Source organism: Paraburkholderia caffeinilytica (assembly GCF_003368325.1).
In the GTDB taxonomy this organism is placed as follows: domain Bacteria; phylum Pseudomonadota; class Gammaproteobacteria; order Burkholderiales; family Burkholderiaceae; genus Paraburkholderia; species Paraburkholderia caffeinilytica.
In genome coordinates this window covers 3,997,442-4,022,690 of record NZ_CP031467.1, presented here as the reverse complement: position 1 = coordinate 4,022,690, position 25,249 = coordinate 3,997,442, and the positions used below count along the sequence as shown (strand labels likewise).

Annotated in this window: 20 protein-coding genes; 10 read left to right on the top strand and 10 right to left on the bottom strand. The window is 63.5% G+C overall.

Features of this window, described 5'->3' with window-relative positions:
• Positions 1-2: 2 nt before the first annotated feature.
• Entirely contained in the window at positions 3-1,646 is a 1,644-nt protein-coding gene (locus DSC91_RS34260) for a DUF1800 domain-containing protein (protein ID WP_115782907.1), read from the bottom strand.
• Between the two features lie 166 nt (positions 1,647-1,812).
• Positions 1,813-2,139, bottom strand: coding sequence for a hypothetical protein (locus tag DSC91_RS38425; RefSeq protein WP_115782906.1), 327 nt, complete (start codon positions 2,137-2,139; stop codon positions 1,813-1,815).
• Positions 2,140-2,368: 229 nt separating this feature from the next.
• Here DSC91_RS38425 and ompR point away from each other — a divergent pair, with 229 nt between their 5' ends.
• From ompR to DSC91_RS34240, 3 genes are all read left to right on the top strand, one after another.
• Entirely contained in the window at positions 2,369-3,103 is a 735-nt protein-coding gene (gene ompR / locus DSC91_RS34250; RefSeq protein WP_006048917.1) for an osmolarity response regulator transcription factor OmpR, read from the top strand.
• A 142-nt stretch (positions 3,104-3,245) separates the two neighbouring features.
• A complete protein-coding gene (locus DSC91_RS34245; protein ID WP_115782905.1) occupies positions 3,246-4,595 on the top strand; it encodes an ATP-binding protein in 1,350 nt (449 codons plus the stop codon).
• A gap of 186 nt (positions 4,596-4,781) precedes the next feature.
• The gene (locus DSC91_RS34240) at positions 4,782-5,330 is read left to right on the top strand and encodes a peroxiredoxin (RefSeq protein ID WP_115782904.1); all 549 of its coding nucleotides are present in this window, start codon (positions 4,782-4,784) and stop codon (positions 5,328-5,330) included.
• Between the two features lie 150 nt (positions 5,331-5,480).
• On the opposite strand, the gene ispF is transcribed toward DSC91_RS34240, so the two are convergent.
• Both ispF and ispD read right to left on the bottom strand, forming a co-directional pair.
• Positions 5,481-5,960: a 2-C-methyl-D-erythritol 2,4-cyclodiphosphate synthase gene (gene ispF, locus DSC91_RS34235; RefSeq protein ID WP_115782903.1), complete on the bottom strand. Its 480-nt coding sequence runs from the start codon at positions 5,958-5,960 to the stop codon at positions 5,481-5,483.
• A gap of 46 nt (positions 5,961-6,006) precedes the next feature.
• Positions 6,007-6,723, bottom strand: coding sequence for a 2-C-methyl-D-erythritol 4-phosphate cytidylyltransferase (ispD, locus tag DSC91_RS34230; protein WP_115783611.1), 717 nt, complete (start codon positions 6,721-6,723; stop codon positions 6,007-6,009).
• A gap of 121 nt (positions 6,724-6,844) precedes the next feature.
• On the opposite strand from ispD, the gene mfd reads away from it, so the two are divergent.
• From mfd to mscL, 4 genes are all read left to right on the top strand, one after another.
• Positions 6,845-10,327 (top strand): transcription-repair coupling factor, encoded by a 3,483-nt coding sequence (gene mfd / locus DSC91_RS34225; protein WP_115782902.1) that lies wholly within the window; start codon positions 6,845-6,847, stop codon positions 10,325-10,327.
• Positions 10,328-10,526: 199 nt separating this feature from the next.
• Positions 10,527-11,777: an acetylornithine deacetylase gene (gene argE, locus DSC91_RS34220; RefSeq protein ID WP_115782901.1), complete on the top strand. Its 1,251-nt coding sequence runs from the start codon at positions 10,527-10,529 to the stop codon at positions 11,775-11,777.
• A 55-nt stretch (positions 11,778-11,832) separates the two neighbouring features.
• Complete coding sequence (locus DSC91_RS34215) at positions 11,833-12,867, top strand: threonine/serine dehydratase family protein (RefSeq protein WP_115782900.1); 1,035 nt, start codon at positions 11,833-11,835, stop codon at positions 12,865-12,867.
• 87 nt (positions 12,868-12,954) lie between these two features.
• Positions 12,955-13,404 carry a large conductance mechanosensitive channel protein MscL gene (mscL, locus tag DSC91_RS34210; protein ID WP_115782899.1) on the top strand — a complete coding sequence of 150 codons (450 nt, stop codon included), beginning with the start codon at positions 12,955-12,957 and terminating at the stop codon, positions 13,402-13,404.
• A gap of 177 nt (positions 13,405-13,581) precedes the next feature.
• Here mscL and DSC91_RS34205 read toward each other — a convergent pair whose 3' ends face one another.
• From DSC91_RS34205 to DSC91_RS34195, 3 genes are all read right to left on the bottom strand, one after another.
• Positions 13,582-15,564, bottom strand: coding sequence for a hybrid sensor histidine kinase/response regulator (locus tag DSC91_RS34205; RefSeq protein WP_115782898.1), 1,983 nt, complete (start codon positions 15,562-15,564; stop codon positions 13,582-13,584).
• A gap of 106 nt (positions 15,565-15,670) precedes the next feature.
• Positions 15,671-16,150: a response regulator gene (locus DSC91_RS34200; protein WP_115782897.1), complete on the bottom strand. Its 480-nt coding sequence runs from the start codon at positions 16,148-16,150 to the stop codon at positions 15,671-15,673.
• A gap of 105 nt (positions 16,151-16,255) precedes the next feature.
• On the bottom strand, positions 16,256-17,866 hold the full coding sequence (locus tag DSC91_RS34195) for a sensor histidine kinase (protein WP_115782896.1): 1,611 nt from the start codon (positions 17,864-17,866) through the stop codon (positions 16,256-16,258).
• A gap of 406 nt (positions 17,867-18,272) precedes the next feature.
• Between DSC91_RS34195 and DSC91_RS34190 the strand changes: the two genes are divergently transcribed.
• The gene (locus DSC91_RS34190; protein WP_115782895.1) at positions 18,273-18,767 is read left to right on the top strand and encodes a hypothetical protein; all 495 of its coding nucleotides are present in this window, start codon (positions 18,273-18,275) and stop codon (positions 18,765-18,767) included.
• 161 nt (positions 18,768-18,928) lie between these two features.
• Here DSC91_RS34190 and DSC91_RS34185 read toward each other — a convergent pair whose 3' ends face one another.
• Positions 18,929-21,430: an AsmA family protein gene (locus DSC91_RS34185; protein WP_115782894.1), complete on the bottom strand. Its 2,502-nt coding sequence runs from the start codon at positions 21,428-21,430 to the stop codon at positions 18,929-18,931.
• Positions 21,431-21,615: 185 nt separating this feature from the next.
• Between DSC91_RS34185 and DSC91_RS34180 the strand changes: the two genes are divergently transcribed.
• Positions 21,616-22,329, top strand: a complete 714-nt coding sequence (locus DSC91_RS34180) for an ABC transporter ATP-binding protein (RefSeq protein ID WP_115782893.1) — start codon at positions 21,616-21,618, stop codon at positions 22,327-22,329.
• A complete protein-coding gene (locus DSC91_RS34175; RefSeq protein WP_115782892.1) occupies positions 22,326-23,132 on the top strand; it encodes an ABC transporter permease in 807 nt (268 codons plus the stop codon). Before DSC91_RS34180 ends, DSC91_RS34175 begins: the two co-directional genes overlap by 4 nt.
• A gap of 224 nt (positions 23,133-23,356) precedes the next feature.
• On the opposite strand, the gene DSC91_RS34170 is transcribed toward DSC91_RS34175, so the two are convergent.
• Both DSC91_RS34170 and DSC91_RS34165 read right to left on the bottom strand, forming a co-directional pair.
• On the bottom strand, positions 23,357-23,920 hold the full coding sequence (locus tag DSC91_RS34170) for a DUF6013 family protein (protein WP_115782891.1): 564 nt from the start codon (positions 23,918-23,920) through the stop codon (positions 23,357-23,359).
• A 300-nt stretch (positions 23,921-24,220) separates the two neighbouring features.
• The gene (locus DSC91_RS34165; RefSeq protein ID WP_115782890.1) at positions 24,221-25,237 is read right to left on the bottom strand and encodes a zinc-binding alcohol dehydrogenase family protein; all 1,017 of its coding nucleotides are present in this window, start codon (positions 25,235-25,237) and stop codon (positions 24,221-24,223) included.
• Positions 25,238-25,249: the final 12 nt, after the last annotated feature.

Here is a 25,249-nt window from a genome sequence, read left to right as displayed (position 1 = left end):
TCTCACTTCAATTGATAAGCAGGGTCCATCAGCAACGCCTCCAGATAAGCGCTGGCGGTCGAATCGGTTTCGATCGCGTCGACCGGCGTGAGCGGCAAGACCGCGTGCTGTAGTTGAAGCTCCGCCGACAGCCCCGGCTTCGCAGTCGGCGCGGTGTTGTAACGCGCCAGCCACGTGTCGATGTCAAAGCGTACGCCACCTTGATTCGCCGGGCCCGCCTGGCCGACCCGCGCCGCTGCGCGCTGCACCGGCGGATTCGCCTGCATATGGCCTGGTACGCCGCTCGCGGCGATCTTCGCGCTCATCGGGTCGTTCGTGCGCCGCGGTCCGGCGGTTTCAGTCGCGCGGAACAGTTGCTCGACGAATTGCTTACGCGCAAGCAGCGTCGAACTATTGATCCATATCGCGCCGCCCGGCCATCCTTTGACGTTGGGCGGGTAGAACAGGTTCTCGCCGAGCGTGCGAACCTCCGCGGCGAACGGCGCCGTGTTGTCGTAGCCGATGTCGAACGCGCGCAGCGTCCCGACCACGAATTCAACCGGCGATTTCACGAGGACGCCGCGATCGCCGTCGTCCCAGAACGCGTCGCTCATGAAAAGGCCGCGTAGCGCGACCTTGATATCGTAGTGACTCGCGCGGAACTGCGCGGCGATCGGTGCGATGCGAGCGGGGTCCGGCGTATCGGAGACGAACTCGCGCCACAGCTTGGCCGTGACGAAGGTCGCGGTTTCCGGCTGCGCAAGCAGGATGTCGAGTACCTGATCGCCGTCGAACGGACCAGCTTGACCGAGCACGGTCTTCTCGCCATCGTCGTGCTGGTTGGCGCGCCACACGTACGCCTGGGTGTCGGGATCGAGGCTCCAGCCCGTGTAGGCACGCGCGGCTTCCGATACGTCGCGCTGCGTGTAACGCCCCTCTCCTAGCGTGAACAACTCCATCACTTCACGCGCGAAGTTTTCATTAGGCTTGCCCTTGCGATTGCCCGCACCATCCAGGTATTGCAGCATCGCTGGATCTTTGGCGACGTCGTGCAACAGTTCGCCGAAGTTGCCGAGCGCGTCGCGGCGCAACAGCATGTTCTGTTGCGCCATCTGCTGCGGGTACTGGACTTTGTCCTGGCCGGACGTGAAGTGGTTGTGCCAGAAGAGCGTCATGCGCTCGGTCAGCGGCGACGGTGTGCCCAGCATCTCGCGCAGCCACCACGCACGTAATGCTTCGTAACGCTGGCCGCGCAGCCGCTGCTCGTCGCGACGTTGATCGTCCGTCCACGCCTTGCGAATCTCGCGCGTCGGGATCGGTTCGAGCACCCAGTCCGGCAGCGGTGTGACGGCTTCGGTTCGGACTGTCGCCAGCACTTTGTCGACGGCCTGCTCGCGCGTGAGTCCAACGTATTGCGCGAGCTCGCCGCTATCGGGCGCAAAGCCGACGCGCGTCAGGAAGAAGCGTGCGTCGTCGGCGTCGAGAATGTCCTCGTCGGCGGGAGACACGGCCGACGCAGCAGCCGGCGCGCGATGCCTGCTATGAGGCGCATGGGAAGCGCCCTGCTGGACGGCCGGTGCCGGCGCACACCACGTCACGGCCGCAAGCGCGGCAGCAGTCACTGCTAGCCAGCGCCCAACCTTACCGCCTGTCAGCACTTTCATCATCGGTCATCCTGTTGCGAGGCGTCACGAAAAGACATTCACGCAAAACGTGCTTGGCTCTGGCGGCTCAACGGCAGATGGAACAGGGAAGTTGACGAGGGAAGTGCAACGAAATCTTTCACGCGCGGAGAAAGCGCGGCCGCCGTGCCTCGCGCAGGCACGGGAATCGCTATCTCTTGTAGAGTTCGCGGACAGCGTCTTCGATGTGCTGCCGTAACAGACGCCGTTCGTCGGGCGTCATATGGCCGTCACGACGGCGTTGATCGAGATCGGGGGGAACTGCGGTGCGCAACAACACGTCTGACGCAGGGTTGTCGTTACTGGGGTTGCGGCGATTCGCCCTGGAGCTGGCCGGTTTTGGCGCGCGTTCGCTCACAGCTCTGTCCGCCGAAGGCTGGGCGTGGGCGAGCGTTGGTCCCAGTGTGCCTGCAAGCGTCCCGGCTACCGCCAGTGTAATTACGCTTAGGCGCACATTCGGCCAAACCCCTCCCTTCATGTTGTTCCCTTCGTGGCGCGGCAACCGGCTACCTCAAATGCGTATACAGACCCCGGTAGCGAGCCGGGTGCGAGAGTTTTAGTCGAGTGAAGTATCCACCGAACAGCCGCATTCAGTAAAGGAGTCTACCTGCCCGTGCTTTACGTCGTGCCACAGTGCGGGTAAATTTTGTAACTGACTGTAACCCGATAAATGATGCAACCGCGCGCTACTTTCTAATCGCGCTAAGATGCCGACCATGGAAACCAAAAACCCTTCGAAAATCCTCGTCGTCGACGACGATCCACGCCTGCGCGATCTGCTGCGCCGCTACCTCGGTGAACAGGGCTTCAATGTCTATGTTGCCGAGAACGCGCCGTCCATGAACAAGCTCTGGGTGCGTGAGCGCTTCGACTTGCTGGTGCTCGATCTGATGCTGCCCGGCGAGGACGGCCTGTCGATCTGCCGCCGCCTGCGCGGCAGCAACGACCGCACGCCGATCATCATGCTGACGGCCAAGGGTGAGGACGTCGACCGTATCGTCGGGCTCGAAATGGGCGCCGACGACTATCTGCCCAAGCCGTTCAACCCGCGCGAGCTGGTCGCGCGGATTCACGCGGTGCTGCGCCGGCAATCGCCGTCGGAGTTGCCGGGCGCGCCGTCCGAAACCACCGAGGTGTTCGAGTTCGGCGAGTTTGCGCTGAATCTCGCCACCCGCACGCTCACCAAGGCCGGCCAGGAAATTCCGCTGACCACGGGTGAGTTCTCGGTGCTGAAGGTGTTTGCGCGTCACCCGCGCCAGCCGCTGTCGCGTGAAAAGCTGATGGAGCTGGCGCGCGGCCGTGAATACGAAGTGTTCGACCGCAGTCTGGACGTGCAGATTTCGCGTCTGCGCAAGCTGATCGAACCTGATCCGGGCAGCCCGCGTTTCATCCAAACCGTCTGGGGCCTCGGCTACGTGTTCATTCCTGACGGTGCAGCCTGAGTTTGCTCCCACGTCCAGTGTCGACCGGAGTTCGCGCTTTAGCGCGATTACTCCGGTCCCATGCACAGCGGTCGACCGGAGTTCGCGCTTTAGCGCCCTATCTCCGGTCCCACGTAAAGATAGTTCCAGATAAGAAGGGCCCATGCGGATCGACCGGCGCCTCCTGACGCTCGCGTTCGGCGGCCTTTTCTGGCGGACCTTTCTGTTGATCGCGCTGTTGATCGCAGTCAGTCTCGCCGCGTGGTTCCAGAGCTTTCGGGTGATCGAACGCGAGCCGCGCGCACAGCGCGTGGCGTTGCAGCTGGTCGCCATCGTCAAGCTCACGCGCACCGCACTCCTCTATTCCGATCCCGACCTGCGGCGCGCCCTGCTGCAGGACCTGGAAAGCAATGAAGGGGTGCGCGTGTATCCGCGCGAAACCACCGACAAGTACAAACTCCAGCCGGACGAGTCGCTGAACCGGCTGATCGAACACGACATTCGTGGCCGCCTCGGCGACGACACGGTCATTGCACAGAGCGTGAACGACATCCCCGGCGTCTGGATCAGCTTCAAGATCGACGACGACGATTACTGGGTGGCGCTCGACCGCGACCAACTGGACAACGCGACAGGCTTGCAATGGGCCGGCTGGGGCGTGTTCGCGCTGGCGCTGTCGCTGTTCGGCGCGGCCTTCATCACCAGTCTCGTGAACCGTCCGTTCGCCCGGCTCGCCATGGCCGCGCGCAAGGTCGGCTCGGGCCAGTCTCCTGAGCCGCTGCCCGAGCGCGGCATGGGCGTGGCCGCCGAGACCAATCGCAGTTTCAACCAGATGGTGCAGGACCTCGAACAGCTCGAGGCCGACCGCGCGCTGATGCTCGCCGGTATTTCGCACGATCTGCGCACCCCGCTCGCGCGGCTGCGGCTCGAAACCGAAATGAGCCCGTCCGACCAGACCACGAAAGACGCGATGGTCGACGATATCGAGCAGATGGACATGATCATCGGCCGGTTCCTCGATTACGCCCGGCCGGTGCAGCGCGTACCGGAGCCCGTCGACCTGTCGGTGATCGCAGGCGAACTCGCCGCGCGAATGCAGAGCGAGGACAGCATGCGGCTGATTACGCGCCTCGCGCCGTCGGCGGTGATCGAGGCGGATGAAACCGATATGCGGCGGGTGGTCGGCAATCTGCTGGAGAACGCGCGCAAGTATGGTTTGAGCGACGGCGACGGCATCCCGCACGTGATTCTGGAGACGCGGGTATCGCACTCGCGGGTCGAATTGTCCGTGGTCGATGAAGGGCCCGGCATTCCTGAGGACCAACTGGCGCTGGTCACACGGCCGTTCTATCGCGTGAACTCGGCGCGCACCCAGGCGAACGGCACGGGCCTCGGCATGGCCATCGTGCAGCGGCTTGTAGGCCGTTATCGCGGCGCGCTGCGTCTGCGTAATCGCACGCCAGGCCCCGGTCTCGAGGTGACGATCGAGTTTCCGCTGGCCAAAGGCGTCTGACCGGCAACGGCATTGCATCGCCCGTGCGACTGTTAGTCCCGTTGAGCAATAACCCTCCGGATCATTAGATACAATTTATTGAACGAGCAAATTCATAGGCTCAAACTCTAAAACGCGCCGCGTGCATACCGTGACAAGCTGATAGCCTCAAACATGCCGTTTTCCATCTCGCGAAGGAGCTCCAGCATGAAAACCGTTGGCGATAAAGTTGAAGCGTTCACCGTCACGGCTGCCAAGCCGGGCTTCAACAACCATGAAGAAAACGGTGTGTCGGCGTTCGAAGAGATCACGGAGCAGTCGTTTCCGGACAAGTGGAAAATCATCTATTTCTATCCGAAAGACTTCACGTTCGTGTGTCCGACTGAAATCGTCGAGTTCGGCAAGCTGGTCAGGGATTTCGAAGAGCGCGACGCGGTGCTGCTGGGCGGCAGCGTGGACAACGAATTCGTGAAGCTGGCCTGGCGCCGCGAGCACAAGGACCTGAGCAGGCTGAACCACTATTCGTTTGGCGACGTGAAGGGCGAGTTGATCGACCAGCTCGGCGTGCGCGACAAGGAAGCCGGCGTCGCACTGCGCGCGACGTTCATCATCGATCCGGACAATACGATTCAGCATGTCTCGGTGAACAACCTGAACGTCGGCCGCAATCCGGAAGAAGTGCTGCGCATTCTCGACGCTCTGCAAACGGACGAAGAGTGTCCTTGCAACCGCCCGATCGGCGGCGCAACGCGGTAAGCCGGGCTGTCGGAAGGCCGCTACTGCGCGTCCAATGGCTTTTGCCGCAGCGGCGCGTTGCGTGTCGGCGTCTCGCGCGAGGAAGGCGATTCGAATAATGCCGCCGGCGGGCAGGCATCAAGCCAGCCCGCCCACCGGCAAAAAAACAGATCAGTTCTTGACCAGCAGGACCGCCGCCTGGGCTTCAATGCCTTCGCCTCTTCCGAGGTAGCCCAGTTTCTCGTTGGTTTTCGCCTTGACGTTGACGCGCTCGAGCGGCAAGTCGAGGTCAGCGGCGATATTCGCACGCATTGCCTCGATATGCGGCGCCAGCTTGGGCGCCTGCGCAACCACACTGCTATCCACATTGGCGATGGAAAATCCGGCGGCTTTAACGCGGGCAAAACACTCGCGCAGCAAAACCCGGCTATCCGCACCGGCGAAACTGGCGTCCGTATCGGAGAAATGCCGCCCGATATCGCCCATCGCCGCAGCGCCGAAAATAGCATCGGTAATCGCGTGCAACAGCACATCCGCATCCGAATGCCCGAGCAGTCCTCGCTCATAGGGGATCGTCACGCCGCCGATAATCAACGGACGTCCCGGCACCAGCGCATGCACGTCATAACCCTGCCCAATTCTGAAATCCATACGCGTCAAATCCTCAAGCCCATTGATTAAAATTTGATTTATCCAGTCAGGAAGCCGAAGACGGCCGGCTCAGGATTGCCTCGGCCAGATCGAAGTCTTCCGGATACGTGACCTTGAAGTTGCGCAAACTTCCCTGCACCAGCCTGGGCGCGTACCCCAGCCACTCGATCGCACTCGCTTCGTCGGTCAAATCGTGACCGTCCGCCTGGGCGCGCAAAATCGCCTCGCGCAACATGCCGATGCGGAACATCTGCGGCGTCTGCGCTTGCCACAGACCATCGCGTGCCTCGGTACGGGCAATCCGCCCGTCGGACGACCCCGGCTCGATCCGCTTCAGGGTATCCGCCACCGGCAAGGCCATGATGCCGCCTACCGCGTCGTCCTTCAGCGCGGCGATCAGCGTGCGGATCAAGCCCGGCGTAATGCCCGGCCGCGCGGCGTCGTGCACCAGCACCCAGTCGTCGTCGCGCGCGCCGAACTCGGCCAGCGCGTGCAGCCCGTTCAGCACCGACGCCTGGCGCGACGCCCCGCCGGCGCGGCGCACGGCAAAACGCAGGCCGCTGAAACGGCGGGCATCGAAGTGCTGGTCGTCGGGGGCAATCACGACAAGGGTTTGCGCGAACTCGCTGCAGGCGTCGAAAGCCGCCAGCGAGTAATGCAGCATGTCGCGACCGGCGACAGTGCGATATTGTTTGGGCATCGCGGCGCCGGAACGGCTGCCGGTGCCGGCGCACGGAATCAGGGCAAAAAGACGGGAAGTCACGAGTGCGGATGCCGCGAGGTCAAAGTAAAGCACGGATTTTATAATAGGTCCTTCGCATCCACGCCCCGACACGCGTAAACTTGCCGATCACGTGTGAGCCCGAGGCCGCTTTTTCTCTTCTATGCCAGACATCGCCGCATCATCGCAGTACGCCCCGCCCGTCGCGCTTGTCAAGGCCGGCCAGCGTTTCGCCTTCGACGGCACGCACGGCTCGTCCGACGCGCTGCTGATCGCCCGCTACCATCTCGCCTATCGCGAGAAGATGCCGCTTCTCGCGGTCGTCTGCGAAAGTGCCGTCGACGCGCAGCGGCTCGCGCAGGAAATCGGCTTTTTCGCGCCCGAGGCACGCGTGCGCTTGCTGCCGGACTGGGAAACGCTGCCTTACGACACCTTCTCGCCGCACCAGGACCTGGTCTCCGAGCGCCTCGCCACGCTGCACGATCTCGGCGACGGCCGCTGCGACATTCTGCTGGTGCCGGCCACCACGGCCCTGTACCGGATGCCGCCCGCCTCGTTCATGGCGGGCTACACGTTCTCGTTCTCGCAAGGCGAGCGCCTCGACGAAGCCAGGCTCAAGGCGCAATTGACGCTCGCCGGCTACGAGCACGTGAGCCAGGTGGTGCGTCCCGGCGAATACTGCGTGCGCGGCTCGCTGCTCGACCTCTACCCGATGGGCTCGCCCCTGCCGTACCGGATCGACCTGTTCGACGACCAGGTCGACTCGATCCGCGCATTCGACCCGGACACCCAGCGCAGCCTCTATCCGGTGAAGGACGTGCGTCTGCTGCCGGGCCGCGAATTCCCCTTCGACGAAGCCGCGCGCACGGCTTTTCGCAGCCGCTGGCGCGAGACCTTCGAGGGCGATCCGAGCCGCGCGTCGATTTACAAGGACATCGGCAACGGCGTGCCGTCGGCGGGCATCGAGTACTATCTGCCGCTCTTCTTCGAAGAAACGGCGACGCTGTTCCACTACCTGCCCGAAGGCGCGCAACTGGCGTTCGTCGGCGATCTGGACGCGGCGATCCGGCGCTTCACCAACGACACCAGACAGCGCTACAACTTCCTGTCGCACGATCGCGACCGGCCGATTCTGGAGCCGCAGCGCCTGTTCCTCTCGGACGAGGATTTCTTTGCGTTCGCCAAGCCGTTCGCGCGGCTCGCCTTGCCAGCCAACGCGGGCGGCGGCTGGTCGACCTCATTGCCGGATCTTGCGATCGACCGCCACGCGGAGGATCCGGTCTCGGCCTTGCGCGCCTATCTCGAGACCACGCCGAACCGTGTGCTGTTCGCCACGGAATCGGCGGGCCGTCGTGAAACGCTCCTGCAACTGCTCGCCGACAATCGCCTGAAGCCCGTCTCGAGCGACAGCTTCCAGGACTGGCTCACGAGCGACGAACCTTTTTCGCTGGGCGTCGCGCCTTTGGCGAACGGCTTTGCGGTACCCGTCGACGGCATCGCGATCATCACCGAGACGGAGCTTTACGGCCCGCTCGCGCGCCGCGCGGGACGCCGCCGTCAGGAACAGGCGAGCAACGTCGATTCGATGGTGCGCGATCTGTCCGAACTGAAGATCGGCGATCCGGTCGTGCATTCGCAGCACGGCATTGGCCGCTATATGGGCCTCGTCACGATGGATCTCGGCGAAGGCGAAACCGAGTTCCTGCACCTCGAATACGCAAGCGACAGCAAGCTCTACGTGCCCGTCGCGCAGTTGCACGTGATTTCGCGCTACAGCGGCGCGGATCCGGAAAGCGCGCCCTTGCATTCGCTCGGCTCAGGACAATGGGAAAAGGCGAAGCGCAAAGCCGCGCAGCAGATCCGCGACACCGCGGCCGAGCTGCTGAACCTGTACGCCCGCCGCGCCCTGCGCGAAGGCCACGCATTCCCGCTCGAACCGAAAGACTACGTGAAGTTCGCCGAGAGCTTCGGCTTCGAGGAAACACCGGACCAGGCCGCGGCGATTGCCGCCGTGATCGGCGACATGACGAGCGGCAAGCCGATGGATCGCCTCGTGTGCGGCGACGTCGGCTTCGGCAAGACCGAAGTGGCACTGCGCGCGGCGTTCATCGCCGTGATGGGCGGCAAGCAGGTTGCGCTGCTCTCGCCCACCACGCTGCTCGCCGAACAGCACACGCAAACCTTCACCGACCGCTTCTCCGACTGGCCGGTGCGGATCGCCGAACTGTCGCGCTTCAAGTCGACCAAGGAAGTCAACGCGGCGATCCAGCAGATCAACGAAGGCACCGTCGATGTCGTGATCGGCACGCACAAGCTGCTGTCCTCGGATGTGCAGTTCAAGCGGCTGGGGCTCGTGATCATCGACGAGGAGCATCGTTTCGGCGTGCGTCAGAAAGAGGCGCTGAAAGCGTTGCGCGCGGAAGTCGATGTGCTCACGCTCACTGCGACGCCGATCCCGCGTACGCTCGGCATGGCACTCGAGGGCCTGCGCGATTTCTCCGTGATTGCCACCGCGCCGCAAAAGCGCCTTGCGATCAAGACCTTCGTGCGCCGCGAAGAAGACAGCGTGATTCGCGAAGCGATGTTGCGCGAGTTGAAACGGGGCGGCCAGGTGTACTTCCTGCATAACGAAGTCGAAACGATCGAGAATCGCCGGCAGATGCTTGAAGCGCTCGTGCCCGAAGCGCGCATCGCGGTCGCGCATGGACAGATGCATGAGCGCGAACTCGAGCGCGTGATGCGCGACTTCGTTGCCCAACGCGCGAACGTTCTGCTGTGCACGACGATCATCGAAACCGGTATCGACGTGCCGAGTGCCAACACCATCCTGATTCACCGCGCCGACAAGTTCGGCCTCGCGCAGTTGCATCAGCTGCGTGGCCGCGTGGGACGCTCGCATCACCAGGCGTATTCGTATCTGCTGGTGCATGACCCGCAAGGTCTGACCAAGCAGGCGCAGCGCCGTCTCGAAGCGATCCAGCAAATGGAGGAGCTCGGTTCGGGCTTCTATCTCGCGATGCACGACCTCGAGATTCGCGGTACGGGCGAGGTGCTTGGCGACAAACAATCGGGTGAGATTCAGGAGATCGGATTCCAGCTTTACACCGACATGCTGAACGACGCCGTGAAGGCGCTCAAGGAAGGCAAGGAGCCGGACCTCACCGCGCCGCTGGCGGCGACCACCGAGATCAATCTGCACGCACCCGCGATTCTGCCGGCGGACTATTGCGGCGACGTGCAGGAACGCCTCTCGCTCTACAAACGCCTCGCCAATTGCGAACACAACGATTCGATCGACGGCATTCAGGAAGAGTTGATCGACCGCTTCGGCAAGTTGCCGCCGCAAGCGCATGCGCTTGTCGAGACGCATCGGCTGCGACTGGCGGCGAAGCCCTTGGGCATCTCGAAGATCGATGCGGGTGAAGCGGTGATCGGCTTGCAGTTCATCCCCAATCCGCCGATCGACGCGATGCGGATCATCGAGATGGTGCAGAAACACAAGCACATCAAGCTCGCGGGCCAGGACAAGCTGCGTATTGAAACGCGCAGCCCGGACCTCGCCGTGCGCGTGGCAACGGTGAAAGAAACCTTGCGCGCGCTCGGCACGCCCAGCCGCGGCACCGCGGCCACGGCTGCCGCGCGCTAGGATGTCGCGCCGTTGCCTGCTCACGCGCCGGTATCGCGTCAACACCGGCCCAGATGCCGGGACCTACGCCGGCATCATTAAAAAAGCGGGCTACGTCTAGCCGTTTTTCGTTCATGCTGCGGTGCGCAAACGCGTGCCGCAGCATACGGGTGCGTTTTTTTTGGGTATGATCGAAAGACTCAAATGCCGGAGTCTTGTCATGTCTCACGTCGCTGAAACAGCGCAGTCCTCGCAAACGCCCGCCTCCGGATCGACTTCCTCCTCGTCTGCATCGCTGCCCGCCTCGCTTCCCTGGGTGACCCGTCTGGTGTCGATGGACACGGTAAGCCGCAATCCGAATCTCGGTCTGATCGAAACCGTGCGCGACGAATTGCGCGCGGTCGGCGTCGAAGCCACGCTCACTCACGACGAAAGCGGCAAATGGGCGAATCTGTTCGCAACGATTCCCGCACACGACGGCGAGACCAACGGCGGCGTGGTGCTGTCTGGCCATACCGACGTCGTGCCGGTAGACGGTCAGCAATGGGACAGCGATCCGTTCAAGCCGGAAATCCGCGGCGACAAGCTGTACGGCCGCGGCACCTGCGACATGAAGGGCTTCATCGGCGCGGCGCTGACACTCGTGCCCGAGATGCAGCGCACGAAACTTGCCAGGCCGATTCACTTCGCGTTGTCGTTCGACGAGGAAGTGGGCTGCGCCGGCGCACCGCTCCTGATCGCCGATCTGATGAAGCGTGGCGTGAAGCCGGACGGCTGCATTGTCGGCGAGCCGACCAGCATGCGCCCGATCGTGGCGCACAAAGGCATCAATGCCTATCAGTGCTGCGTGCGCGGCCAGGCGGCGCATTCGTCGCTCACACCGAAGGGCTTGAACGCGATCGAATACGCCGCGCGGCTGATCTGCTACATCCGCGACATGGCCGATCAATTCCGCGCGCAAGGCCCGTTCGACGAACTGTACGACGTGCCCTTCACCACCGCGCAAACCAGCACGATCGTCGGCGGCAATGCGATCAATACCGTGCCGGCCGAATGCAAGTTCCAGTTCGAATTCCGCAACCTGCCCACGCTCGACCCCGAACCGATCTTCGCGCGCATCGATCAATATGCACGCGAAACGCTGCTGCCGAAAATGTTGCGCGAGCATCCATCCGCCGCCATCGAGATCACGAAGATCGCCGCGGCGCCAGGACTCGATTCGTCTGAACAAGCCGCGATCACGCAACTCGTGCGGGCGCTGACCGCGGACCAGGACAAGCGTAAGGTCGCCTACGGCACCGAAGCAGGGCTGTTCTCGCTAGCGGGCATTCCGAGCATCGTGTGCGGCCCCGGCGACATCCAGCAGGCGCACAAAGCCAACGAATTCGTCGCGCTGGATCAGCTGGTGGAATGCGAACGCTTCCTGCAAAAATTCATCCACAGCATGTCGGTCGAGGCGCACGCGCACTGAAACTGACCGCTGCGAAAACAGTCCTAGACATATCGAGGAATTACACGCCCACGCCATGTCAACCGCCACGCCGCAGCACACCGACCATACGATCAACGGCGAGCCGATCCCCACTCTCGACGACATCGCCACGCAACACTTTGCGTTGACGCCGTGGGTCACGCGAACGCCGGTGTTCGACCGGCTCGATTTTCCGTCGCTGGAAGGCACGGTGGTGAACTTCAAGTTCGAGTTGCTGCAGGCGGGCGGCAGTTTCAAGGCGCGCGGCGCGTTCACCAACCTGCTCGCGCTCGACGAAGCGCAACGCAGCGCGGGCGTCACGTGCGTATCGGGCGGCAATCATGCGGTGGCGGTTGCGTACGCGGCAATGCGCCTTGGCATTGGCGCGAAGGTCGTGCTGTTTCGCGCCGCCAATCCGGCGCGCGTCGCGTTGTGCCGGCAGTATCGCGCCGAGATCGTCTTTGCGGAAAACCTGGCCGAAGCCTTCGAGCTGGTGCGCCGTATCGAGGCAGAGGAAGGCCGTTATTTCGTGCATCCGTTCAACGGCTATCGCACGGTGTTGGGCTCGGCCACGCTCGGCTATGAGTGGGCCACGCAAACGCCCGATCTCGAAGCGGTGATCGTGCCGATCGGCGGCGGCGGTCTCGCTGCCGGCGTGGCCACCGCCATGCGGCTCGCGAATCCGCGGGTGCACGTGTACGGCGTCGAACCGGAAGGATCGGATGCGATGGGCAAAAGCTTCGCCGCGAATCACACGGTCAAGATGGGCCACATGCACACCATTGCCGATTCATTGGCATCGCCGCATACCGAGGAATACAGCTACGAGTTGTGCCGCCGCCATATCGACCAGCTCGTCACCGTATCCGACGACCAGTTGCGCGCGGCCATGCTGACCTTGTTCGGACAACTGAAGCTGGCCGTCGAACCGGCCTGCGCCGCCGCCACCGCGGCGCTGCTCGGGCCGCTGTGCGAAACGCTGCAAGGCAAACGCGTGGGCGTGCTGCTGTGCGGCACCAATACCGATCCGGTCAGTTTTGCCGCGCATATCGAACGGGCGCGTCACAGCCAGTCACAGTCTCCCGAATAAGAACAAGCCGCTCTTACCGCGTCAAAAGACTAGCCTATCGTTCTCAGATTGGTATGATTCGACAATCGACTTCTGGGAGGAACGGTTATGAGCATGATCAAGGAATTCAAGGAATTTGCCCTCAAAGGCAACGTAATGGATCTCGCCGTCGGGGTGATTATCGGCGGCGCATTTTCCACCATCGTCAATTCAATTGTTAAAGACCTGATCATGCCGGTTGTCGGCGTCGCCACCGGCGGCCTCGATTTCTCCAACAAGTTCGTTCGCCTCGGCGATATTCCCGCCAGTTTCAAAGGCAGTCCCGAATCGTATAAAGACTTGCAGACGGCAGGCGTGGCGGTGTTCGGTTATGGCTCGTTTATCACCGTGGCCATCAACTTCGTGATTCTCGCGTTCATCATTTTCCTGATGGTCAAATTCATCAACAATCTGCGCAAGCCGGCGGAAGCCGCACCGGCAGAGCCGCCGCCTACGCCGGAAGAGGTCGTGCTGCTGCGTGAAATCCGCGATTCGCTGAAGAGCTCGCCGCAGCGGTAAGCTCCGGCGTCAAGTTACACGGGTTGAGCCACACGGATTGATCCACCTAAGCCACATCAAACATTCGCGCCGCACATCGACCGGTGCAAACAAACAAGGCCTGTAGCGAGGAAATCGCCACAGGCCTTTTTCATGCTGCGCGCAAATAACAGCGCCCCAGCCGACGCAGCAAGGAGACTACGCTTCCCCTTCGTTCTTATCCGCCTTCCGGGTCACCGCGCTTTCGATCATCGTCTCGAGCTGTCCGAAATTGACCGGTTTGGTCAGATGCGAAGTAAAGCCGGCACTCAGGCAACGGCGCACATCCTCGTCCGTGCCGAAGCCGGTCAACGCAACCGCGGGCGCATCGGAATGCTCGCGGAACGCTTTGACGAAATCGAGGCCGGTGCCGTCGGGCAAGCCCACATCGCTGATCACGAGATCGAACTTTTGCGACTGGGTTGCGGCGAGAGCATCGTCCACACGGCCCACCGTGGTCACGTCGTGACCCTGGCTGCGAATCAGCTGCGCCATCACCTCGGCCGTATCCACGTGGTCTTCGATCAGCAAAATGGTCAGCACGCCGGGATGATGAACTTCATTGGGCGCCGCGACGGGCGTGAGCTCCTCAGGCGCGGCGGCGGTCGGCAGCGTGATCGTGAAAGTCGCCCCGCAGTGCGCGCCCGGGCTCTGTGCGATCACCGTGCCGCCGTGCACGTCGGTCAGCGCCTTCGTGATCGCGAGGCCCAGGCCCAAGCCGCCGAATTGCCGCGTCATGTTCTGGTTGCCTTGCTCGAACGCGTTGAAAAGCTTGCCGATCTGTTCGGGCTCGATGCCGATGCCCGTATCCTCGACCGAGATCTGCACGTGCATGCGCTCATCGTGCGTGCGCACATAGATATGGCCGCCGTCCGGCGTGAACTTGGCGGCGTTGCGAATCAGGTTCCACAGCATCTGTTGCAGCCGTGCGCGGTCGGCAAGCACGTAGTGGTGTTGCGCATTCTTGCCGACGTGCACGTCCTGCTGCTTGACCTGGATCTCACTGCGAAAGAGTTCGAGCACACTGTCGATCACCTCGTGCACGTCGACGGTTTCGAGCGACAAACGCAGTTTGCCGTTCGCCACGCGCGTGAGATCGAGCAGGTCGTCGATCAGGCGCGCTTCGAGTTCGACGTTGCGGCGAATCATGCGCACGCTCGAACGCGCCTGATCGGGCAGGCCCGGGATCATCTCAAGCACGCTGGCGCCCGCCAGAACCGGCGTGAGCGGTGTACGCAATTCGTGCGACAGCATCGCGAGGAAGCGGTCTTTCGCACGATTGGCTTCTTCGGCGATCTGGCGGGCGGCCTGCTCCGAGGCGAGCAGCCGTTCGCGCTCCTCGATCGCCTCGCGCTGCGGATGGATGTCCGTGCAACTGCCGAACCATTTGCTGACGTTGCCTTCGGCATCGCGCATGGCAACCGCGCGGATGTCGAACCAGCGATATGCGCCATCGTGGCGGCGGATCCGCAGCTCGTGCCGATAATCGCCGGCGCCGCTCGTGACCGCCTTGAGCCAGGTGCGGCGAATCTCTTCGCGATCGTCGGGATGTACCGCGTCGAGCCACGCGAGACCGTACGAACTGCTTTCCGCCAGCCCCGTGTAATCGAACCACTGTTTCGACAGGAAGTCGCAATCGCCCGCGGCATTGCAGGTCAGCACGAGGTGCGGCAACGCCTCCGACAAGGTGCGGTAATGCTGCTCGCGATCGCGCAGCAGCAAGGCTTCGTCCGAGGCCTTTTGCAAACGCACCTGGGACAGCACCCGCTCCACCGCCTCGGGCAGGTAGTCGAGGTAGTCGCCGGATTTCGGCACCACATCGGACACGCCCGCGCGCAAGGCTTCGATCACACGGGATTCGTCGGTGAAACCGGTGACGAGGATGGCGGGAATCCGCACGCCTTCCGCACGCAGGCGCCGAAAAAAGTCGAGGCCGGTCTCCGGCCCACTCAGTTGGTAGTCGAGCACGAGCAGGTCGGGCGCGCCCGCGACGAGCCGCTCGCGGGCCGCTTCGACCTGCGAGCAGATTGCGACCCGGCAGCCGGCGCGTTCGAGCGACTTGCGCGCGAGCCGCAGGATGCCTTCGTCGTCATCGACGACCAGCACATACGCGGCGGGCTGCGTGGACACTTCTTCGGTCATGCGGAATCTTCTCTGGCTAGGTCTGCTGAGTCTGCTGGGTGTGCTGGGCGTGGCATGGCTATCTTGTCATGGGCCGCTTTCGGAGTGCCTTCACGCGAGCCTTTCGTCACGGCGCGGCCAGCCGGTGGCCCGGCGGCAGTTTGACCACCTGCAGGAAGAAGCCGAGACGGCGCACGGCTTCGATGAACGCGTCGTATTCGACCGGCTTGGTGATATAGACATTGCAGCCCAGTTCGTAACAGCGCGCGATTTCGCGCGGATCGTCGGTTGTGGTCAGTACGATCACGGGCACCGCGGCTGTCTGCGGCGAATCCTTCAGACGCCGCAACACCTCGAAGCCATCCACGCGCGGCATTTTCAGATCGAGCAGCACGACGAAATTCGTCAGATCTTCGCGCGGCGGGTAAGGGCGGGCAGCGGCGTCCGCCGGCGCCGGACCGAAGAAATAATCGAGTGCCTGCTGGCCGTCGCGAAAGCGCACAAAACCGTTCGAAATACCGGCGCGGCGCAGATTGCGCTCGACCAGCGTGGCGTGGCCGTCGTCATCTTCGATCAGCACGATGCTGACCGTTTCCCCGTGACTCATATGCCCTCCGTTCTGACAATCCGTCTTTGCATGGTGCTCATCGTGCTCATGGTGCTTATGGTGCTGCTAACTGTCTTCACCGTTTCCCCTGCTGCCCGTCGCGGCTCAATTGCGCGCAGGCTGTTCTGGTAACACGACGAAAAAGGTCGACCCCGCGCCTTCCGCCGACTCCACCCAAACACGGCCGCCGTGCCGTTCCACCATCCGCCGCACCACCGCGAGGCCGATGCCGTCTCCGCTCGCGACGTCGCCGTGCAGGCGCTGAAACGCCCGGAACACCTTCGACATATACGCCGCCGGAATCCCAAGCCCGTTGTCGCGCACATAATAGGTGCGCGTGCGCACCGCGCGCGGCTCCGTCTCGTCGACCGGTTCCTGCTCCAGCGCGCCAATCTCGATGCGCCCATTGCGTACCGGGTCGAGATAATTGAGCGCGTTACCGATCAGGTTGCTGAAAATCTGCTCGATCGCACCCGGGTCGCCCCATGCCGGCGGTAACTCGCGCACGGTCACCACCGTCCCGCGCTGGCTGATGGCGCCTTGCAGCGCATCGACCACTTTGCCCACCACCCGGCCGACGCTCACGCGCTGCCACTGATATTCGAGCCGCCCGGCACGTGAAATCCTCAACAGCGCGTCGATGATCGACGCCGCCCGCGTCACCGCGGTGCGAAGATATTGCAAAGACTCGCGCACGTCGCCGTCAAGGATATGCACCATCCGCCGATGTTCGGCCTCCGGCAGTTTCGCCGCCTCGACGAGGCTGTCCAGTTCGTCGCACGACACCTGCAATTCTTTCGAAAAGCCTTGCAGATTCACCAGCGGCGAACGCAGATCGTGCGACACGCTATAGATGAACATTTCATTGTCCTGCGTCTCCTGGCGCAGCTCCTCGTTGACGCCGGCCAGTTCCCGCGCGCGCGCTTCGAGCCGTACTTTCAGCACGGCCTGCTCGTCTTCTGCTTCGCGCAGGCGCTCGCCGGTCTGATGCAGCACCGCGTCGAGCGCGGCAATTTCGTCGCTGCCCGATAGCGGCGCCGCGAGCGGGCGCCCGCTGCCCAGACGCTCGGCATTGCCCGTCAACACCTCCAGCCGCCGGCCGATGCTGCGCGCAAACACCATGGCGGTGGCTGCCCAGATCAGCATCGAGCCCAGCACCGCGGCGATCAGTGCGTATTGCTGGCGGGCGCGGCGCCGTGCCAGCGCCGCGCCGCGCTCGACGTCGAGCCGCGAGGCCTCATGACTGAACTCAACGAGCTGGTCGCGAAACAGCGCGATCTGCTGAGGGAGCGCGCCCGTGTCCTGCGCGGCAAACGAATTCACGTTGTGCCCCGCGCGCAGCGCCTGCGAGATCGTGGCGGCCTGCTCGCGGTAGGCGTCGATCGCCTGTTGCATCTTGCGCACCCGCACGACCTGCTGCGGCGTATCGGCCACCAGCGTTTCGAGATTCGACAGCCGGTCGCCGAGATCGACCCATACGGTGTGGCGGTCGACGAACGACGGATCGCCGACGACCATGCCCGTGCGAACCCGCGCGGCCTGACGCAGCAGCGGATCGACAATGGCCGACGACTGATAAAGGATCTGCTTGCTGTTGCTGACCCACCGCGCGGCCTGCGCTGTTTGCTCCTGGGTATCGAAGACGACGCCTAGAAGCGCCAGCTCGACCACGCTCGGCACTGCAATCAGCAGCAGACCCTTGGTGAATAGTTTCATGTTCGCCCGAAGGGTCGTTCAAGCCGCAGCGCGCCTCTTCAGTCCTGCACGGACCGCGCGCCTCGCCTCACCAGGGGGCGGGCTGTTGCGGTGCAGGACTGGCAGGCCCGCCGCGGTGCAGCCGGACGGGCCATTATCGACGTGAATGTGAGATATTTCAACGTAGCGGCAAGATGCGCTCGCCCACATAAAAATGACTTTTTTATTGATACGGGATGTTTTTTCGGCGGCGCGTGCGTCTATGATGGAGACAGATGTGCTGGGAAGCGAAAGCGCGCGGCGAGGCGGTTCGGCATGATTCGTGCGGGAGGCGGTGGGACGGCGTGGATGCCGAATCATCGTGAATCCGGCCTTGTCGTATGCTATAAAAGATCGACGTGCGGCGCGCGAAGCCGGGAGTTGTCGCATGAGGACGCTGCGTTTCTTGCAATTCTTTTTCAGGCGAATTTTTATGTCCTTCCCGAAAAAGCGTAGACGCGCGAAGGTGGACGGCGATGAGTCGTTCCTCGCGGTACTACGGCATTTCAAGCCGTTCGGTCAGCTCGACACCAAAATTGCGCGCGCCCGCGCGCAGGACGAGCCGGTGCTCTACGCGCATGTGCTACCCGGACTCGACGTTCTTCTGTGCAGCGTACGCGGCGCCCAGCCGCCCTATCCCGCGCCCGCCGAATTGCGGCGGCGTTGTATCGAATCCATCACCAATGCGTTGGAACAGCCGCTCGACGGACTCGAGAACGGCGGGTATTGGTATGAAGCCGACGGGTTCGGGTTCCTGGTCTTTGCCAGCCGGGCCAGAGGCAAGATCCTGACGGAGTTTGGCGCCACCCGTATTGGCGGCGCCCGGCGAGGGGTTCGCAGGCAGGATGCCGCGGGAGATGCCACGCCGCGCTCGTTGAGGTAGTCCTTTCTTTTCCTTTTTTAACAACGCCGCCGACTGTACGTCCGCGGCGTTGTTTTTTCATTGTTTTGTTTCGTTTCGTTCCCTTCCACGTTCCCCTTCACCCGGGCCACACCTGCCTGTCCGTGCGCCAGCGGCGCTGTCCCCAGGCAAAGCGGAAAGCCTCAGTTCCCTTTGTATTCAACCGCTGTCGCCGGCGACATCGCCGCAGGGTTCTTTTTAGCCGTAGCCGGTGACGAAGCGCCGGTGGAAGACTTGTTCACCGGCGCGCCATCGAGCGAAATGGCCGGTTTGGGCGGTTGCTTCATACCCGGCGGCGGCGCAGTCGGCGCCTGACGAATCTGCGACAGCAACTGTCCACACGGCAGCGGCTTGTTGTTGCTGGGCGCGAGCAACGGAATCAGCGCCGCAAACGGATTGATCAAGCCGAGCCCGATGACGGCGCCGCCTCGAAGCGCCAGCGCGGCGGCATTCACCCCGACGTGCGGATCCTTGAACGTCCCCTTCACGTACAAGGGCGAGCGCAGCGAAAACACCCGGAACCCCTTGGTATGCGGATGCACGCCAAGATCCATCGATTCGTCGCGCAGATTCACATTGCCGTCGATGTCGATGACCGCGTCGTCCGTGTCGAGCGCGAAGACACGCGAATCCAGCACGCCGTTCGTCGCGACGAAATCCGCCGCCGCGCAGTTGATCTTCACGTCGCGATTGCCGAACAGCTTTTCATAGACGACGTTCGCCACGTTCAGCCCCGCCGCTTCCATCAGCAGGCGGCTCACCGTGCCGTCGGTGATCAAGGCTTTCACCTCGCCGTTCGACGTCGCCGCCAACGCCGCCGGCGAATTGCCGGTGGCGGTCAGCGCGGCGTCGCCGTTGATTTCGCCGAGCGCGTTCTGCATGGTCTTGAAGTTCGGGAACAGCTCCTTGAGCTTCAGATGCCGCGCCGACGTCGCGAAGCGTCCCTTCAGCGGCGTCGTGCTGCCGTCCAGATGAATATCCGATTCCAGCGAGCCGCCCGCCACGCCGAACTTCAGCGGTTCGAGCGACAGCACGCCGCCGGTCATCACGACGTGGGTGTACAGGTCCGTGATCGGCAGGTTGGCCTCCTTGACGATGCGGCGCCCCGTGAACGTCACATCGGCGTCGATTGCCTTCCAGCGGTCGGTGCGGAATTCTTCGACCGGCAGCGCCTTGTTGCCCGGCTGCGCCGTCGCGTCGCCGCGCCTCGCCTTGCTTGCGTTCGAATCCGCACCGATGACCGGCGCCAGATCGGCGAATTGCAGCAGATTCGACACCAGTTCGCCCTGCAGCAGCGGACGCGGCTCACGTGCCGTATAGGTCAGCGAGCCATTCAGATCGCTGCCGCCCACCCGGCCTGTAAAATTTTCATACTTGAAGACGTTGCCGCCGGACTTGAACTGACCGACAAGACGCCCCTCGGTCGCATACGGCGGCGTGTCGGGCAAGGTCACGCCTGTCAGCGCATACAGGCGGGAGAGGCTGTTGCCCTGCAGCCAGAGGCGCAAGTCGACGGCAGCAAGATGCGCCGGATCCGTGATCGTGCCCACGAGGCCGACGCGCAGATCGCCGGCCTTCACGTCAGCCTGCACCGGGAACGGCCGGTTCACATCCTGCAACGCCAGCACGCCCCCCACCTTGCCGCTACCGGATACCGGCGTCCTGTTGTAGGTGCCCTTCACGGTCCAACCGATCGCATACAGCGGGATCGCCGGCCCGGCGCCGTTCGGCGTCCCGGCCTCACGGGCGCTCGACACCGAGGCTGCCGCCGCGCCGCTCGCGCCCTCGCTCGCACCGTTCGCACTGTTCGCCCCCTTCGACCCCTTCGACCCGCCGGCAATCAGCGCACCCGACGCGCCATTCGCCGCCGTCACACCCGACGCGGCGATCTCCGTCGACGAAGCGCCGGAAGCCGCGGCCGCGGAGGCCGCCGCCGCTTCCGATGCCGCCTGCGCGTTGGCCTGTGCCGTGAGCTTGCTTGCGCCCGCCTTGCCGACCGCCTCCGCCGACGCGCTGCGCGACGCCGCCTCCTGCTGCTTCATCGCCTCGCCGATTGGAATCGGCTGGCCGAGCGTATCGATGGCCATCTGCATCTCGACCTTCTTCTGCTGATCGGACAGGGCGATATTGCCTTTGGCAAACGCGATGTCGTGCAGATCGAGCTTCCATTCGGAAGGCCCGCCGGAAGACGCCAGTTTGAAGGTCCAGTTGTCGCGCCCGTCGAGCAGTCGCTCGAGGTCGACCGACGGATTCACGAGATTGATCGCGGGAATCACGATGTCGTGCGCGAGCAGCGGCAACACCTTGACCTGGAAGTCGATTTCGTCGAGCGTCGCGAAGTGGGGCTGTTTGGCCCAAGCGGGATTGCCTACCGTGATATTGGCCGCCGAAAAACGCGGCCAGGGCACCCAGCCACGCCAGCCGGTCTCGCCAACCGGATGCCGCCACCCGACTTTCAGATCGCCGTTGATGGCGAACGGCCGGCCGATCGCCTGCGTAACCTTGTCGTCGATGTAGGGGCGAGCCCGGTTCCAGTCAAAGGTCAGAATAAAAATTGCCAGCGCGACAATCAGAATGACGATGATCGCCACCAGCCATGCGATGATTTTTCCTATCCGTCTTCCAATCGTGCTCGACACTGCCATTGAGAAGCTCCGCCTTTGTTCTTCGTTGTGCATAGAGAACAGCACGTATCGTGCCTGGTAATATTGTTTAATAGGGGTCGTTTTATCATGCCGCACCGTTCGGGCACAGGTTTCCCTTCCACGAAAACGTAAGGGAATGTCATGGCAGCCGCCGAATCCACGCAAAAATCCACCACGATCCATTCATGACCGATGTCCCCTTCGTCTTCGCCGACGGCATCGCCCGGCGCGATGCCTTGCGCGGGCAAACGCTGCTGCAGCCAACGACCTTCGCCCTGCGCGCCGGCGACCGGGTCGCGGTCACCGGGCCGTCGGGCTCGGGCAAGAGCGTATTTCTGCGCGCCCTCGCCCTGCTCGATCCGCTCGATGCCGGACGCATCATGTGGCACGGCGCGGCGGTCGAGCGTGCCGCGATTCCACGTTACCGGCGCAACGTCGCCTATATCCGGCAGCGGCCCGCGCTGCTCGACGGCAACGTCGAAGACAATCTGCGCTATCCGTTCGAATTACGGGCCTATCGCGACGTGCGCTTCGATCGCGCACGCGCGGCGAACCTCGCCGCCCAGGCCGGCCGCGGTGGCGATTTTCTCGACAAGCGCGCGAGCGAGTTGTCCGGCGGAGAAGCGCAGATCACGGCGCTGATTCGCGTTCTGCAACTCGCGCCCGAAGTGCTGCTGCTGGATGAACCGACCGCTTCGCTCGACCCGGAATCGTCACGCGCGATCGAGGCGCTGGTGCACGCATGGTTCGCGGCCGATCCCGGCCGGCATGCGTCGATGTGGGTGTCGCACGATCCGGCACAAGCGGCGCGCATGAGCGCGCGGCACCTCACGATGCGCGCCGGCGTACTCGACGAATCCCCAGTGACGCTCACGCATCAGGAGGAGCTCGACCCATGACATTGCAGAACCTGAGTCTCTGGGACGTCGCGATCGCCGCGTTGCTGATCGTGGTGAACGGCGTGGTGTCGGTGGCGCTCAAGCTCGATCTCGAACGCAACCTCGTGTGGGCGGCGGTACGCACCATCGTGCAATTGCTGGCGATCGGCTACGTGCTCGGCTGGGTGTTTCGCTATGACCACTGGTTCGTGGTGCTGCCGTTGATGATCGTGATGACCCTGATTGCCGGCTTCGCGGGTGCGCAGCGCGGCAGCCGGACGTACGCCGGGCAGCGTGCGGACAGTGTGCTGTCGATCTGGGTCAGTTCCTGGCTGGTGGCTGCAGTCGGACTCTTCGTCGTGATCCGCATTCATCCCTGGTACGAGCCGCAGTACGCCATTCCGATTCTCGGCATGATCCTGGGCAATACGCTGACCGGCGTGTCGCTCGGCATCGAACGGATGACCGAGGAACTGACCGCGCGGCGCGACCGCGTGGATATGGCGCTCGCGCTCGGCGCGACCCGTTGGGAAGCGGCACAGGCGCCGGCGCGCCAGGCGGTGCGTGCGGGCATGATGCCCACCTTGAATCAGATGGCCGTAGTCGGCGTAGTGAGTTTGCCCGGCATGATGACCGGGCAGGTGCTGGCCGGTCAGTCGCCGTTGCAGGCGGTGCGCTATCAGATCGTGATCATGTTCCTGATCGCGGCGGCGTCGGCCTTGGGGACGGTGGGCGCGGTGCTGCTCACGTATCGGCGGCTCTTCTCAGCGGAACACCGGTTTCTGTCGGCGCGTCTGGTGGAGCGGGTCGCGGCGCGCCGCTGATCGAGCAATCCGATTATGCAGCGCGATGCATTCGCAGCGTCGCGCGCCGCCCCGCTCCACCGGCACGATGGGCGTGCGGCAAACATGCGCGAAACTGGCTGGTTGCCGCCGGCCAATAGCCGCGCCGCCGCCGCGACGTCACGTGACGCTTATCGCTCAATTTCGCGGTCGACTCTGCAGTCAACCTCACGCTCAAATTCGCGGTCGACTTTCGCGCGCGAGCCTCACCGTTTCGCGGTGACCGCCACTTCGGTGCCGTCACTGAGCGTCAGCGTTTTCGTGGTGCCGTTGGTCGGCATCGTAAAACGCAGAATCTGGCTGACGGCCACGCTGTTCGGACATTTGAGCGTTTTGCCGCCGGCCGTCACCGTCTTGACGCCATGCGGCGTCTGCGCCTGGAAGCTCAATTGCACTGACGCGGTGCCGTCGCCGGCGACGACCGGTGCAAAGCGGATCTGCGTCTGGCGAATCATCGCGCCGTTGGTGTCGATGGGCAGCGACGAGTAATTCGGGCAGCTGTCCGCAGCGGGCACGGGACCGCCTGGCGGCACCGTCTTCCACGTGAAGTCGTCCGATTCGCCGGAGCGGATCGTGCGCGTTTCCTGTGAATTGCCAAACTGTTTCGACGTGACGCGAACCGTGTAACGGATCGGACCGTCGAGGGCGGATTGCGACGTCACCGTGATCGGCGTGGCCGCGTGTGCCGCCGTCACGAGCATGGCGGGCGCGAGCGCGCACGCGAGAGAAGCGACAACTGAAACGGCGGAGAGTTTGAAGCTGGAGCTCATACTGTCACCTCGTTGTTGTGCCGCTGCGCGTCCGCTCAGGCGCTACTGCCAATGCACCGCCTGACCGGAGCCGGGTCGACTCCCGGTCGACGCCTGCTCAACGCCTGGTCAATGCCTGAATAACACCAGGCTGAAGCCCGGCCAGACGAGCCGCGAGACGCGCAACTGATTTAGCATGATGCCCCACCAGTCTACCGCCAAGCGGTGCTGCGCGCGCCTCATACGAATCGGGTGTTAACCCGCTTGCGTCGAGGCGCTTTCTGCGCGTGCGACGTGACAGGAACGCCAAACTTCGCGCCGTTAGAATCCGGTCAGCACCAGCTTGCCGATCGCGCGCCCCTGTTCGAGCAGTCGATGCGCACGGCGCAGATTGTCGGCGTTGATCGTGCCGAGATCCTGGTCGACCGTCGTGCGCAACGTGCCCGCATCGACCAGACGCGCCACCTCGGTCAGCAGCTTGTGCTGTTCGATCATGTCGGGCGTGCCGAACATCGAACGCGTGAACATGAACTCCCAGTGGAACGCGGCGCTTTTCGCCTTCAACAGTTCGACGGGCAGCGGCTCGCTGTTCTCGACGATCGTGCAGATGGCGCCCTGCGGCTTGATCACTTCGGCGGCTGCCGGGAAATTCCTGTCGGTTTCGTTGAAGATCAGCACGTAATCGACCTGGTCGATGCCAAGCTTTTTCAACTGCGCGGGCATATCGCCAAAGTGATCGACGATGTGATCCGCGCCCAGCTCCGTCGCCCACTTCGCCGACTCCGGGCGCGAGGCGGTCGCGATCACTTTGAGTTTCGCGAGCCGTTTGGCCAGCTGAATGCCGATCGAACCGACCCCGCCCGCCCCGCCGACGATCAGTACCGTGCGGCCTTCATCCGCGCCTTGCGGCGACACGCCGAGGCGGTCGAAGAGCGCCTCCCAGGCGGTGATCGCGGTCAGCGGCAAGGCGGCCGCGTGCGTGAAATCGAGCGACGCCGGCTTGCGTCCGGCAATGCGCTCGTCGACCAGATGGAACTCGCTATTCGCACCCGGTCGGTTGATGCTGCCCGCATAGAAAACCGGGTCGCCGACCTTGAACAGCGTGACGTCCGGGCCGACCGCCACCACCGTGCCGGCGGCGTCCCAGCCGAGCACCCGCGGCGCTTTCTCGACCGTGTCTTTCGGGGCGCGCACCTTGGTGTCGACCGGATTGACGGAGATGGCTTCGACCTTCACCAGCAGATCGCGGCCGGTGGCTTCGGGTTTGGGAATGTCGACGTCGACCAGGGACTCGGCATGATCGATCGGCAAGTAACGATAGAGACCTACGGCTTTCATCACAGCTCCTGT